Genomic DNA, 13,971 nt, shown 5'->3' on the forward strand with positions numbered 1-13,971 from the left:
TCGCCCAGTCCGGTGGCCAGCTTCTCTTCCACCTCGTCAGCCGGCTCTATGAGCGCGCCTCCGTCATCGTGACCACCAATCTCGCCTTCGGCGAATGGCCGAGCGTGTTCGGCGACGCCAAAATGACCACCGCGCTGCTCGACCGATTGACCCATCACTGCGACATCGTCGAGACCGGCAACGATAGCTGGCGGTTCAAGAGCCGAGACGACGATCACGCCACCCGCGCTCGTCTCGCCTCCGCTATCCCGGCCAGCTCCGACGAGACGAGCGCTACCAGCAAAGCTCGCCGCACGAAGGGGTCAAAATTGGACGCCGATGAGGGGTCAAATTTGCAAGCCGATTGACACCGTGAAGGACACGGCCGCTGAACACCTTGTTCTCGTGGCTACGATCGAAGCGCTGATCGCTGGACATGGATTGAACGAAGCCATCTTACGTGAAAATGCCTATGCCGAGGCAGGCGCCGATGCAATCTTGATTCACTTGCGAAAGAGTACCGCGTACGAAATGCTTTCGTTTGTCAGCGAGTGGCGGAACCGGCTACCTGTTGTAATTGTTCTGACGTCGTACTATCGAACGCCAGCGTCAACCTTTCGTGATGCGGGGATTTCCGCGGCCATCTGGGCCAATCACTCCTTGCGAGCTGCGGCAGCTGCAATGCGTCGCGTCTGCGATAGTATCGCAACTCAAGAGGGAGTTGCGGGCATTGAATCCCATATCGCCCCGCTCAGCGAGATATTCGAACTTCTGAAGTATGACGAGCTCGCCGCCGCCGAAAAGCAATATCTGCGGCCCCGATAGCCCAAGACAGCAGGGTTGGCACTTGATTTTTCCTTTCTTCAGGACCTGCCTGATGCGCCCCTCGCCTCTCGTCGGTCCCGCGCCAGTGGCTAAACACGTCCCTGCCGCTTAAGGAAGCTCACACGGCGGCTGATGCAGGTGTATGCGTTAATGACTATTCACACCGCCCCCCTTCAATCTCCGGGGTGATCTGGCAAGTCTGCAGCGCGCCCCCGTAGAGGCGTTCATGACGCTTGCGGAGCGGCACTCGGGCTGAAGACGGCGAATGAAATGCCTGTGAACGCTCCCAAGCATGCGATCATTCTTGCCGCTGGAGCGGGTTCTCGACTGCGGCCACTAACGGATCTCAACCCGAAACCCCTGGTCCAAGTCCACGGCATTCCCATCCTGCAGAACGCGTTACATAATCTTGAGCGTGTTGGCGTGGAACAGGCAACGATTTGTCAGGTATCGCAAAGAGGTGATCCAAGCAGCTGATCGTCAGTGAAGCGCCCGACGCGGCTGCTGTCGCTCTCTTCCAAGAGCCGATGCAGGGATCAGCGGTCCTGTTATCCGATCTAGGGTTCATTTCAGACTTTCGTTTGAAACAAACAGCGAAAACTCTCATCGCGGATGACCCGCCTTTATACAAGACGATGAACCTGTTGCGGCTGTCCGCGTCTACTCTGCGGACAGAAGTCGTTCCGGCCCTCGACGATAGCAGCGTTTCAGTGACCAATCGCTCAGCAAACTCATCTACGATCTCACCGTCGACGTCTGCAGACAGATAGGTCGAGTCATACAAGAACGGCATATCGTCGGTAACTATCGTCTTGCGGACGCACAGCATCGCTTCCCTCGGCGAGCGGAAGGTAAGCACAACCGGGTCTGAAGTCCTCTCTCGTGTGATGGAACGCACTTTCATTGTGGTCCCCTCAAAGGAGGGAACCGTCAGATCTAGCGCGCGCAGAATCCTGGCTTGCTTCTTGACGTATGCACCCTTCCCAGCAACAGAGATGATTACGCCAGCAGCTTGGAGGCCGCGAAGCGCCGGTTTAATCGTGATGAGGCTGACTTTCAGTTTTGTTTTTAGTCCGAGCCTGATTTCGGAAGCGGCTTGACCTCTGCCAGATCTTGCTCCGTTGATGCGAATGGTACGGAGTCCGGTCGCGGAAAGCGCGAGGCATCGCCACCCAGCGCGAGTATCACGCCACATCCTCCATCACCGACATAAGACCAAAAAGGGCATCACCTGTACGAGACAAAGTCGGAAAGCGTCGGTAAGCAACGAGACCAGAGGAAGGAAACTTCAGTTCAATCGGTTCGGCGGCAACATCACCTAATGGATAGACACGTCCCGCCGGCTGGTTCGCTTTGACTTCATCGGCCGGTTTGGCGAGCGGCTCGAACAGACCGTCGCAAGGCGCGTAGATGGAGTTGCGCGGGCTTTGATACTTGAGAATCACGGACGAGCTTGGCTCGATGCGATGTATCGTCGGAAGAATTTCATAATCGTGCAGAACCCGTCTCAGGCCCCGCTCAGCGATTCGCAGCCCGCGTTCCGAGAGAGTGGCGCCGAAGCCGAGCTCGGTCGTCAGAGCAGGAATTCCGTGTTGCTCAGCAGCGGCGTAGAGGGTTGACCCGGCACCTGCACCGGCGCCATCGGTAATCGCCCCAAAAGGTGCGTCAAAGCTTTTCAGAAGCCGCAAAATCGCCGCAGCCTCAGCGTCGTTCCGGCCGGATCGCCCGAGCGCCACCGGCAAATAGTCCAGCGATCGGCCTCCGGAGTGAAGATCGATGACCACATCTACCAGAGGAAAAAGTTCTGACGTCACATAGTGGGCGATCATGGCGGTTGGTCCACCATTTGCCTCGCCCGGAAATTCACGATTAAGATTACCGCCGTCCAATGGAGAATTCCGGCGACCAGCACTAACGGCTGGCCAATTCAGAGCAGGAAGGATAATGACTCGACCGCGCAGATTTGCGCTTAAAGACAACTCCCGCGCGAGATTTCGTAGCGCTATTTGGCCCTCGTACTCGTCGCCGTGCGTTCCTGCTGTGAATAGTGCCGTTGGTCCGCGACCGCCGTTGAAACAGAGTATAGGAACAGGTATCCAGCCGTAGGCGGATATGTCGGACGAATATGGGACGCGGGCATAGTCCGCCTGCATTCCAGTTGCCGAAAAATCGATCTTGCTCCACACACGGCTTTTCATGGTTAACCCCGCTTAGTAACCGATCTGCCTGTCATCGCTCGGCTTAACGCAAGGCAGTTTTCTTCGCTTATAGGTCGACGAATAGGGCTGGACCATGCGGGCTTGAGATAGATTTTACAGATCGACGATGGGCAATCGCTCCGGTGCGATGTCGCTAAGAAATTCAGGACCATTCAGTAACTCGAAAGACTTCTTCGGTCTGATAGACACCGCCGGCGATCTCGAGCTTGATGCAGGACCATGCCTTCCAGAATGATCTCGTCAGAGCCGGCCATCAATGATGGCGGTTCCGTCAACGAGACACCTGAGCCGTGGCCGACACGACCTGCCCCGTCAGGCGAGACAGGTTGCGCTCCGACCAGAGTTACTCAAAGAGACGATAGACTGTGGGGCCGGTCATCCCAGGCCTTACCTTCTCTGCTAGTCGAACTGTAAGGCCGCCCACGAACCCGTAGAGGTCTTCCTGCTCTGGAGTTGCCTTACCAACCTTCGCGACCCGATCCAAATCACTGATCTGATCAGCACGGCGTGCCCACATATCAACCTAGATGAAGTTGCCGCGGGCGAATGCAACGTCGTGCTTCGGTTGTGCGTAACTCTTTCCTGGGGGATCGAAGCGAACTGGAAGCGAGTCCACGCTATCGGCCCCCAGCGCGATCATTCGCTGCTTGAGCAATTGGCCGAACTCATATTTATTCATGCCGAGGCGCAGATGCGCCAACCCAGCAAAAAAGCTCTCCGTTGCTATGCGACAGGCCTGACGTTTGGATGGCCAGTTCGTGCTGACTTTGACGAGCCGCTGTTGCCAGATGAGGTCGGCTTGGTCCGATAGCCTAAAAGTGCGCGACGCCCCCCTCAGGTGATCGAACAGTGCGATCGATCCGCGCCCAAACATGTCAAGTCCATAGTCAACGGTTGGGAGATCATTCAGAAACTCGCCAGCGGCGGATACTGCGACCTCGGTGTAGCCATGATAAAACACCGGCTGTACATGGCAGTTCGGCCGCGCTTGCGCGTTGCGCTCTTCCGAGCTGTTAATGATTATTGCAACTTCGGCGCGATCACGTCGCGCAATCGCTAACAGCGGCCTATTATCCGAAGCCCAGAATAGCGTCCTGAACCCGGAGTAGTATTCAAAATTTTGACGCGACGTCAGAATCAGCGCGTCGACATTTGCATCGGCCATGTTGACGCGCAGCCGCGCGATGCGGGCTCCAATCTCCTCTTCACCCGGCAAGAGAGGAGGCAATGCCATGATGGTCTCCGTCGCTTAATTTGATTGCATCGACTTCGCAGCCGACTGGCCGTTTGCCGCGGTTTGAAGCTGCGATGGTTAATCGGCGTACCTAATATACCTGTTTTGTCAACTGACTTTCTTAGGCGCTGACATACGAGATATGTTCGAGCAAAATGGCGCAGCGGATCGGCCTGACACAGCAGCGCAATTGTTCTAGCGCTGCGGAAGATTTTTAAAAGAAGGTCTAATGGACCAAGGACGCAGATGCGACACGACGGTGGTCAAAGCATCCTATGAAGTCGATGGAGGTTTAAAAGCGCACATCGGCATGATCGTGATGGTAACGATCAGACCCCGTCACATGGGGCTTGTGCCACGCTTACCTTACCTGGCGTCGCGCTGTATCTCGACACCGGTAAATCGTGCAACTTCGCTTTCGGTCGATCTAAAGGTTTCGTTCTCTGGACTTGATGCAGCGCTGGCTCAGATCGACGCTGGCGTACTTCAGACGTTGTTGCGTTGGGCTGTACATCGGCAGCCATGGTCATGAGCCACAAGAACTATATAGCGCAGGTCCAGGCCGTCCTTTCCAAGGCTCATGTCAATGATCCGTTTCGGGGAACTGTGGGAACTCTATGCGAGCTCAATTCAAAGGGCACCGGTTATGTCCCGCCTTTATCCGCGCGATCTTGCTGACAAAATGATTTCCGCAATTGAAGCCGAGGGCTTCTCGATACCTGCTGTAGCAGAACAAACGGCGGCGTCGCGCGGTTCGATTTCCTCTTCCATTTCGGCCGAAAGCATCATGAGTTCTGTGCGTGATCTAGCAATAGCAGTGCCGTCGACACCATCATCGTCTCATGTACCCAGATGCGCGCCGCTACGGTCATCCAGCCATTGGAAGCCAAAACCAGCAAGAACATCACTATGTCCAATCAAACCCTCTGCCTTGCAGACGCTTCGGCAGCCTTCCTCGCCGGACGGGTCGACATGCTTAGCAAATGCCTCGGGGCCGATTGTGGGCAGTTTGAAAGATCCCAAGGCGCGCGCGCGTCGTCAATGGATTCGGGCGCGCCGAACCCTTCGAGGACGTCGTACACGGCAAGGAGATGATTTACTATCGTCCCTCGCGGTTCGACCTGAGGACAAGGAATTCCGCGCCTTACTCGATCAAGGCCACGCTCAAGATCGTGAACGCTTTGTCGCAAAAACGATCATGAGCTACGGCTTCCCTAAGCGTGATGCAACGCCTACCGACGTTACAGCGAAAGAGCTTTGAGGAGGCAACTGTCGCTAACGACCCAAATAGCGTTCGAGGCCTGCCGCTCAAGGGGTCATGCGATGCCGACCGGCCCTCTCCTGATGGTACGTATCGCGAAAGGTCGCGGCAGACAAGCAGAAGTCTTCGATTTAAGGGCGCCCAATGGACATCAGCTCAAACAACAACGATACGGTGTGCGTCGTTCCCCCACCCGCGTCGCTCGAAGGGTTTGCCAGTCTCTCAGTACCGGTTTATCGAGCTTCAACGATTGTTTTCCCAAACGTTGCGGCCTATCGCGCTCGTGCGACGCGGTCGCCGGATGGCTATACTTATGGCCTCGCTGGAACGCCAACAACACGAACGTTGGAGAACCAGCTGACGCAAATTCATTCCGCGAGCCGATCAATCATCGTGCCGTCGGGGCAGTGCGCGATAACAACCGTTATGCTCGCCCTGGTGAGCCATGGCGAACATCTGCTGATCGCCGACAATGTCTATCCTCCGGTGAAGCTATTCGCGCGGACGATTCTTCACTCCTTTGGGGTCGATATGGAGTACTTTGATCCGACTCGTCTCGCCGACCTCGACGCCAAGTTGCGACCTGGCGCAACCAAGCTAGTTTGGGTTGAGTCGCCGGGCTCAACCACAATGGAAATCTGTGATATCCCGGCTATCGCAGCGAGGTGCAGAAGATCTGGCGCCCTTCTGGGATGCGACAATACATGGGCGACTGGTTTGCTGTGTAGACCTCTAAGCCTGGGCGTGGATGTCGTGGCCGAGGCGCTTACCAAATATGCAGGTGGTCACTCCGACCTAGTTCTCGGTGCAATTATTCTTGATGATCTTGAGCTGTATGCGCGTTTTCGGAGCACTTTAGGCGCTCTGGGGGTAGGCACATCCCCAGATGATTGCTCGCACGTGTTACGCGGCATCCAAACGATGGCTCTTCGGATAAGGCACGCGGGCGCCCTGAGCGAGGTATTCGCGCATCGTTTGGAAAGGTCAGGCCTCAACGTCTTGCATCCATCTCTTCCTTCGTTCTCTGGACATGCCTTATGGCAGCGTGACTTCGGGGGCTGCTCCGGTGTTTTTAGTCTGCTACTGCAGGACGTCGATGTCAGCAAAGTTGACCGTGCTCTCGACCAGTTGAGGACATTTGTCATCGGTGCTTCTTGGGGAGGTACGCGAAGCATTGTCGCCCCCATGACTGTCGCAGGCGAGCGGCAGGCAATGCCCGCAAGCGAGCACCAAAGCTATATCCGGCTTAGCCTTGGCCTTGAGAGCGCTGAAGATCTTTGGCGTGATCTTGAAGGAATGTCGGATGTTCTCCTGGTCTGAAGCGCACTGCATGTAAACCACGCTTAATGGTTCGAGGTATCGAGGAGGCAATCTCAGGAGCAGCGGGAGAGACCGTTTCTGCCTCAAGGCTGGAGCGGCTCCGGCGGAGCAACCGCCCCGGAAACTCCCAGCAAAAGTACTGCTGTTCCGTAGTTTAGCTCTGAAAAGCAAAACGGCAGTTCTGCGCCGATAATGGAGGTCTAATGAGTTGGCGCGATGAAGCTCTCTGGCGAATGACGGGTGACGATTAGCTTGTCCGACGCATTGGGCATGGCGACGGAGATGGCGATGAAGAACTATGCCAGCATCCGGTTGGCCCTGGCTTGGCCACCTCATGTGCACCGCTCTGAGACCGCCCGGTGCTTACCTCCGGCGCGATGATGCAGCTCCCATCACCGGATGAGATCGTCATGATGTCGGGCCTCCATCCCATCCGCGCCAAGAAGGCGCGCTATTGCGAGGACCGACGTTCAGGAGCGCATCCTGGCAGCGCGGGCCCCAATCAAGCCGAACGACAAACGCCCGGACCATTGGAAGTAAGCGGCTACTGCCGCCGCGCCTAAACCGTAGCCCGACCTAGATCGACGACACGACCGACGCAGAGGATCCGAAGTCCGCCGACCTCGGCAGTAGCCGGAACTCGCTCGTGACGCTGTGGAGAGGAGAGAACCCCTCGGTATCGAGTTCACCTCGGAATTTGCGGACGAACTCGAGGGGATGCCCCGCGGATCGGGCGCCGCAACGACACGATGCATGGCGTCGCGCGCAAGGCATCGGCCCATTGGGGCGACGATGTGGGATTGTGAGGCAGGCATTGAGCACCCCAAAGAGAAGCGCAGATGTACCGGAATGAAGACGCACCAGCTGCGTTCAGACCCATTCTCGTGGGTTGTTGAGCGCTTCCCCGACCCGATCCACAACGCGCGACCCACCGCACCTCGCCAGGTTCGCTGTTCAAGAATTGACTCAGCGCAATTGTCGCACAGACAGGCCCACGGCAGAGGTCCGAAACAGAACGCCAGTGGCTCGACTATGCAAAGCGGAACAGGGAAGAACCTACATGGCTTGAGCTTGCGTTTTCCCGTAGCGTACAGAGAGGTTCTACGAGATCATCGCGATCCAATACGATGCTGGTCAGGCGTGTCCATGTTGCGATGAAGAGAATCCATGCGTAAGATATCCGACAATCTGTGCCGGGCCAAACGCGCCAGTCCTGGTTCGTACTCACGTGCATCCCCGGCGCGTTAAAATGCATACGATAAGTCACGAAGCGCTGCTTATTAATCAGGAGGTTCGCCTCCATACTGTGGCTGAGTTATAATATGAGCTTCGATGACGCAAAACTTGCGGGACGGTAACTTTCACGCAGCCGACTACATATAAGGCGCAGCGCCTGCGATCAGTGCCCTAAGAGCTGCTTACTTTGGCACGATACCTGCTCATACTCTCGTCAGAGCTTTTTCGCACATCGCTGTGTTTACCCAAGCGCAGCGTGGCGGAGCGAAGATGGGAGACGGTTACTTAAATGAATGACGCTGGATCGAATTACTTCATAATCAATCTGCCAGTCACGCGGCTGAGGCCCACTGAAGAAATTGACACTGAACGAGCTAGGCTGTTGGCAAAGGCAATCAAGGAAGACGGCAGGTGGACCGAGCCTATCTTAGTTGAACGCAGCCATTCTCTGATTATGGACGGTCACCATCGCCACTTCTGTGCGATCAGACTTTGTTTGGCCGTCGTTCCATGCGTCCTGCTATCCTACGACGACCCCAACTTGGAAGTATCCTACTGGGCCAATGGGACGCCTGTTGATGTGGGGCGTATTGTCAAAGCTGGCCTTTCAGGTAATCTGATGAAATACAAGACCACCCGACACCGGCTACATGTCCCACTGCCATCTTGCTCGGTGAACCTCGAAGAGTTGAGACGACGATCACTGAATCAGCTGATGGCTCAAAACCGATTGAAATGATTGGCCCTTAGTTGCTTGAGGAACCAGCGGAGCTACATGGCGCATCCAGCGAAGTTCGCGCCTGCTTGTTGGACAGTTTACAGTAGGGTGGCCGCGCTGCCGCAATGCTAGTGCTCCGAACCACAATAGCCGCAATATAGTGCGCTGTCGGGGCATTTGTACCGGCAGAAGCGCCCAACGCAAGTCGGCTGATTTGATCCATCTGAAAAGTTTGCGATCGGCGTTGTGCCGGTCGCGATAGACAGACGCCGCGCCTGATTTTATTATAGTAAGGAGCGCGAGACAACGCTCGATACGGTCGGGCCGTGCCGACTTGGTCGGGTCAGGTGCACTTGTCGACTTGCGGAACTCTGAACGGCCACCAGTGGGCCTATTTACCCGTCTGCGCGCGCCCACGACTTTTCCTGCGTCCAATCCGCAGGGCGTTCACCGAGGATGTTCGGACAATCGACTGAAAACAAGCTTGGTTTCGGATCGATGGCCGGTTTCCTTAACGCGGCAAGGCGTGTGTAGTCGGTGTCGAGAGCCAGGTCGGTCCATCTCCTTCGTCGGCGACGATCCGAAACAGGCCTGACGTTGGCGCCGAGTGGACGGAAAAGTCCGGCAGCCGCTGATATCGTCGAGGACCGGATACCGCGGCGGAGTGCTTCCGTTCTGACGGCAGCCCATAAGGCGGCAGTGTCCGGTGTCGGCCAGCCGCCGCGTTCGTGAACACTGATCTCATCGGATTCCAGCCAAGCGCGCATTTCGGCTGGGGTCATGAATAGGGGATTGGAGCTTTGAAGAGCCGCCTGCCGCCGTCGCGAGCGAAGGCGGGCCCGATCAGCATCGACATCATGAATTGCGGCACCCATGTTTCAAGAGATGCAGCACCGCCACCGGTGATGATGTCCTACGACCAGCGCAGTCTCGCGCGCCGTGTTCTAATCGTCTCGAAGGCCTAAACTAGTCGAGAGGTGAACGTTTCTTCGACCAGTTTCATATTTTGCGGCCCGATCTCCGAAACTTCGGCGGCCGACACCCATTACTTGAGGATCGTCTTCCAATTGGTGGGAAGAGCATTCTACTAGTCGGGCATGAACGGGCGAATGACAAGAAGCCGATCCTCCAAGCGCCGCCAACGCGTCCGCCAAGTCGTCGACGATCTCCCGGGAGGGATGCGGCATCGGCACGATCCATCAGATCGCCCAGTTCATCCACCATTGCGTCGATCGTCAAACCGGCTTCGAGCCCCTCACCTGCGACCTGCTCCATAACGGCGCTGTTTGCGGCCCCGCGATCTGCAACAACGAGATGCTGGCCGGCTTGGCCGCCAAGAGCTGGTTAAACGCTTCGACCCGATTGTCGATGCCGTTTGTGCAGTCGAGCCGGTCTACGCCGGTCGCAAACTTGACGGCCTCGAACTTTTTGTAATAACAGCAAGCTTTTTTCTTTGCTCTGCGGGCCCGAACTCTGCCCGCAAGATACTCTGCGAACTGCTTGGGACTAATTGATTGGGAATTTTTGAAGCCGCGTCTGGCCCATGCTCCGTGGTCACCACGCAATCCTTGCTCTCCAGCCCGAAGCATGTTCGCAGGCAGGCCAAGAAATTATTCAGATCCCCGTTCGCGCGAAAATCGAGCAGATCGTATTCCAGCATCGACTCCATCAGTTTCGTGGTGATTGGCTACGCGCATTATCATGTCGGAAGTCGGCCATGGCGTGTGCAGAAAAACGCCGGCCGGTATGCAGATCGCCCCCGAGCGGAAGCAAATGATAGTCATGCATCCAGAATGCGTCCCGATACCGCAAGTCGAATGCCGCATGCGCCATGAACTCGTCGATCTTTCGATAGCTGTCATAATCAGCTTTGGCGCCCGACATCCGCTTGGGAAAGGAGTGCAACTGCTGGCCACAGCGTCGAGTTCAAAAAAACGGTATAGTAGTTGGAATAGTCCGCGAGCCTAGCCACATAGCGTGCACCGGTCCTCACGAGCGGCAGGCGCTACTCGGCCCGTCTCCGCGGTTTCCTGTAACCATAGTCGGTGAACCCATTTATCGGCGGGCCTCGAGCCCGTCGTGGAACGTTCCGGTGCGGTCTGCAAGAGCCCCGCCTTTCGTCTCCGGCCCAGGCCGCCTACACCGCTTTTACGATGACCAAGACTTCGATATCTAAGCCGGGACGTCTACCTCTGTTCAACTTTGGGACACGCACATGACGCCATCGTCCGCATCGGGGGGAAGGGACCGATCACAACGGTAGCAGAGGGATCCCACCGGCCGTCGAGCTTTCAGGAGCGTTATGCGCTCGTGATCTCACCTCGCCTAGGAGTCCACCGCGCCGGATCGGCGAAGAAATAGACGCACGCCGTGTTCATGCTAACAGCGCCTACACTATGGCTCTACAGCGTAAGCGTCGTTCCGGTCCCACCTTTTCTTGGCGTTTGTGATAGTCGAGGTTCGCGATCTGTTTGAAGGGATCTGCTCGTGTCTATGCTTGACCATACGCTTAAGACGGACGGGACGGCGCGTCGGCTGGAAGTGCTGACAGAGACGGGACGGCGTCGTTGGTTCTCCAAGGATGACAAGCCCCGGATTGTCGACGAGACATTGGCACCAGGCGCGGTCGTTTCCAACGTTGCCCGACGACATGGGCTGACACCCCAACAAGTGTTCACCTGGCGCCGACAGGCGCGCCAGTCGACGGCAATGGAGGCGGATGAGCTGCAATTTGTACCGGCGGTGGTGGACACACCGGCTGCAGCCCTCGGCCCGGAGCGCAAGGCGCTGCGATGCAAGGCGCCCAGGCCGGATCCGGAGGTATCGAGATCGAGGTCGATGGCACCATCATCCCGGCAGGTCGCGGCGCCGACGCGACGATGATTGCGGCCATCGTCCATGCGCTGAAGGCGAACCGGTGATCGGCCCGTCCGGAACGGTTCGGGTGATGGTGGCCACCAAGCCAGTCGACTTCCGCAATGGGATGGAGGGGCTTGCGACGTTGGTGCGCGAGCACATGAAGGCTGATCCATTCTCGGGCGCGGTCTATGTGTTCCGCGCCAAGCGAGCGGACCGGATCAAACTGATCTTTTGGGATGGTACGGGCTTGTGCTTGTTCACAAAGCGGCTCGAGGAAAGCGTCTTCCGCTGGCCGAAGATCGAGGATGGTGTAATGCGTTTATCAGCGGCGGAGTTGTCGGCGCTGCTCGAAGGGCTTGATTGGCGGCGCGTCCAGAGGCACGGGAGACGGTCGTCCCGACGCAAGCCGGATAATTGTGAGCCGCGCCGCGGCGAAGTGAATCAGCAGCATCGAGCACGTCGCCAGGCGGGAGCGAATATGCTCTGATTGTTCTGTGAGCGACAACCTTCCTGATGATCCCGAAACGCTGAAGGCGATGCTGCTGCCGAGCGGCATGAGAGCGAGCGGCTGCGTCAGATCATCAAGGAACTGCAGCGTCATCGCTTTGGCCGGAAGGCGGAGTCGCTTCCCGAGGAGCAGATGCTGCTCGGCCTCGAGGACGTCGAGCAGGCCGCAGCCTATACCGACGCGGTTCAGGACGAGACAGCCCCGGAAGGCCGGGCGGAACGGGCGCGCAAGCGCCGCGTCAACCGTGGAGCGCTGCCGCTGCATCTGCCGCAGGTCGAGGTTGTCGTCGACATCGACGACAAGACCTGCCCCTGCTGCAAGGGCGAGCTGCACCGGATCGCCGAGGACAGAAGCGAACGGCTGGACATGGTGCCGGCGCAGTTCCGCGTTGTGGTCACCCGCCGTCTCAAATACGCCTGTCGCGCATGCGAGGACGGCGTCATCGCAAGCGGAGGCTCCGGCCCGGCTGATCGAGGGCGGACTACCGACCGAAGCAACCGTCGCCCAGGTTCTGGTGTCCAAATATGCCGATCATCTGCCGCTCTACCGGCAGGCGCAAATCTATGCGCGCCAGGGCATCGCTCTCGATCGATCGACGCTCGCGGATTGGGTGGGACATGCGGCCTTCCATCTGCGTCCGCTGCATGTGCGCCTTCTCACAGCGCTTCGCGCGAGGTCCAAGCTGTTCGCCGACGAGACGACGGTGCCGGTGCTCGATCCCGGTCGAGGGCACACCAAGACCGGCCAGCTCTGGGCCTATGCCGCCGACGACAGGCCCTGGGGTCGCCTCGACCCGCCCGGCATCGCCTACGTCTATGCACCCGACCGCAGGGCAGAGCGGCTGTTTAGCCATCTGGCCGGCTTCAAGGGTGTCCTGCAGGTCGATGGCTACGTCGCCGACCCAAAGCTTGCCGATCGCGGCGAGGTCGAGCTCGCATTCTGCTGGGTGCACATGCGGCGCAACTTCTACGAACTCGCGGCGGCCGGCCCCGCTCCGATCGCCAGTGAGGCGCTGAAGTACATTGCCGTCTTCTATGCGATCGAGAAGGATCCGCGGCCGCAGCCCGGAGGAGCGCCGTCTCGTTCGGCAGCAGAAGAGCCGGCCGCTGGCCGATGCCTTCGAGGCTTGGCTGCGCGCCAAGCTGGCTCTCATCAGCCAAAAGATCAAACTCGCCGCAGCCATTCGCTACGCGCTCTCGCGCTGGCAGGGGCTGACGCGCTTCATCGACGACGGCCGCATCGAACTCGACAACAACACGGTCGAACGATCGATCCCGTGGCATCAAGCTCAGTCGCAAGAACGCGCTGTTTGCAGGATCCGACGGCGGTGCCGAACACTGGGCCGTCGTCGCGTCCTTGATCGAGACCTGCAAGATCAACGACGTCGATCCGCTTGCTTATCTCACCGATGTCCTAACCAGGATCGTCAATGGTCATCCGAACCGCGACATCGACCAGTTGCTTCCATGGGTCTACCGCGGTCGACCCCTCAAAGCCGTGGCCTGAGAACCACGCTACTCTACAGCTGCGGGCGCGTCATTCGCTTCTCATTCCGCCGGAAGTAAACCACGATCGCTCCTTACATTTCTTAGAGCTATATGAGCGGCAACGGAAGCGCGGCCGTCACTACAAATGAGGCCCTGACGTCGCGCCTTGACGACGCACTGAGTCCTTCCAGCCTTCGCATCGCATTCTTGACATGAAAGTTGACGCTGTTCGTACGCATACGACGAAGACCGCCTGATTGAGACATGCGCGCGGGCACGGCGAGCTCTATGATGGCGTTGCGTGAAGGTCAGGCGGCCTGCTGAT

General features: G+C 57.9%; 9 protein-coding genes and 4 pseudogenes. 10 read left to right on the forward strand and 3 right to left on the reverse strand.

Going from position 1 to position 13,971, the window contains the following annotated elements; translation table 11 throughout:
* From BM190_RS38900 to BM190_RS41530, 3 genes are all read left to right on the forward strand, one after another.
* A partial coding sequence (locus BM190_RS38900; RefSeq protein WP_177237549.1) for an ATP-binding protein occupies positions 1–347 on the forward strand: 347 nt, incomplete at its 5' end.
* Between the two features lie 4 nt (positions 348–351).
* The gene (locus BM190_RS38905) at positions 352–804 is read left to right on the forward strand and encodes an isocitrate lyase/phosphoenolpyruvate mutase family protein (RefSeq protein ID WP_349516971.1); all 453 of its coding nucleotides are present in this window, start codon (positions 352–354) and stop codon (positions 802–804) included.
* A gap of 270 nt (positions 805–1,074) precedes the next feature.
* Positions 1,075–1,281 (forward strand): sugar phosphate nucleotidyltransferase, encoded by a 207-nt coding sequence (locus BM190_RS41530; RefSeq protein ID WP_283806154.1) that lies wholly within the window; start codon positions 1,075–1,077, stop codon positions 1,279–1,281.
* A gap of 707 nt (positions 1,282–1,988) precedes the next feature.
* Here the strand turns inward: BM190_RS41530 and BM190_RS38915 are convergent.
* The 3 genes from BM190_RS38915 to BM190_RS38920 all read right to left on the reverse strand — a co-directional run bounded on the left by BM190_RS38915 (position 1,989) and on the right by BM190_RS38920 (position 4,257).
* Positions 1,989–3,002, reverse strand: a complete 1,014-nt coding sequence (locus BM190_RS38915; protein WP_092263279.1) for a succinylglutamate desuccinylase/aspartoacylase family protein — start codon at positions 3,000–3,002, stop codon at positions 1,989–1,991.
* Between the two features lie 364 nt (positions 3,003–3,366).
* Positions 3,367–3,540: a hypothetical protein gene (locus tag BM190_RS42030; protein WP_502687028.1), complete on the reverse strand. Its 174-nt coding sequence runs from the start codon at positions 3,538–3,540 to the stop codon at positions 3,367–3,369.
* A gap of 6 nt (positions 3,541–3,546) precedes the next feature.
* A complete protein-coding gene (locus BM190_RS38920) occupies positions 3,547–4,257 on the reverse strand; it encodes an aminopeptidase P family N-terminal domain-containing protein (RefSeq protein WP_092263282.1) in 711 nt (236 codons plus the stop codon).
* Between the two features lie 586 nt (positions 4,258–4,843).
* Between BM190_RS38920 and BM190_RS40165 the strand changes: the two genes are divergently transcribed.
* The 7 genes and pseudogenes from BM190_RS40165 (at position 4,844) to tnpC (ending at position 13,665) form a co-directional block, all read left to right on the forward strand.
* Positions 4,844–5,518, forward strand: coding sequence for a hypothetical protein (locus BM190_RS40165; RefSeq protein ID WP_143109201.1), 675 nt, complete (start codon positions 4,844–4,846; stop codon positions 5,516–5,518).
* Between the two features lie 144 nt (positions 5,519–5,662).
* Positions 5,663–6,838: a trans-sulfuration enzyme family protein gene (locus BM190_RS38925; protein ID WP_092263285.1), complete on the forward strand. Its 1,176-nt coding sequence runs from the start codon at positions 5,663–5,665 to the stop codon at positions 6,836–6,838.
* A 237-nt stretch (positions 6,839–7,075) separates the two neighbouring features.
* A pseudogene (locus BM190_RS42035) lies at positions 7,076–7,644 on the forward strand (type IV secretory system conjugative DNA transfer family protein); the annotation flags it as partial.
* Positions 7,645–11,285: 3,641 nt separating this feature from the next.
* Positions 11,286–11,525 (forward strand): annotated as a pseudogene (locus BM190_RS41540) (transposase); the annotation flags it as partial.
* A 59-nt stretch (positions 11,526–11,584) separates the two neighbouring features.
* On the forward strand, positions 11,585–11,713 hold the full coding sequence (locus BM190_RS41715) for a hypothetical protein (RefSeq protein WP_283806155.1): 129 nt from the start codon (positions 11,585–11,587) through the stop codon (positions 11,711–11,713).
* Positions 11,710–12,065, forward strand: a pseudogene (gene tnpB / locus BM190_RS38955) (IS66 family insertion sequence element accessory protein TnpB). Before BM190_RS41715 ends, tnpB begins: the two are co-directional and overlap by 4 nt.
* Before the next feature lie 122 nt (positions 12,066–12,187).
* Positions 12,188–13,665, forward strand: a pseudogene (tnpC, locus tag BM190_RS38960) (IS66 family transposase).
* Positions 13,666–13,971: the final 306 nt, after the last annotated feature.

The organism is Bradyrhizobium sp. Rc3b, assembly GCF_900114915.1.
GTDB lineage: Bacteria > Pseudomonadota > Alphaproteobacteria > Rhizobiales > Xanthobacteraceae > Bradyrhizobium.

Bases quoted from the DNA above. Each gene is read 5' to 3' on its own strand.
- BM190_RS41530 (WP_283806154.1), top strand. From the start codon at position 1,075: ATGCCTGTGAACGCTCCCAAGCATGCGATCATTCTTGCCGCTGGAGCG.
- BM190_RS38915 (WP_092263279.1), bottom strand. From the start codon at position 3,002: ATGAAAAGCCGTGTGTGGAGCAAGATCGATTTTTCGGCAACTGGAATG.
- BM190_RS42030 (WP_502687028.1), bottom strand. From the start codon at position 3,540: ATGTGGGCACGCCGTGCTGATCAGATCAGTGATTTGGATCGGGTCGCG.
- BM190_RS38920 (WP_092263282.1), bottom strand. From the start codon at position 4,257: ATGGCATTGCCTCCTCTCTTGCCGGGTGAAGAGGAGATTGGAGCCCGC.
- BM190_RS40165 (WP_143109201.1), top strand. From the start codon at position 4,844: ATGATCCGTTTCGGGGAACTGTGGGAACTCTATGCGAGCTCAATTCAA.
- BM190_RS38925 (WP_092263285.1), top strand. From the start codon at position 5,663: ATGGACATCAGCTCAAACAACAACGATACGGTGTGCGTCGTTCCCCCA.
- BM190_RS41715 (WP_283806155.1), top strand. From the start codon at position 11,585: ATGCAAGGCGCCCAGGCCGGATCCGGAGGTATCGAGATCGAGGTCGAT.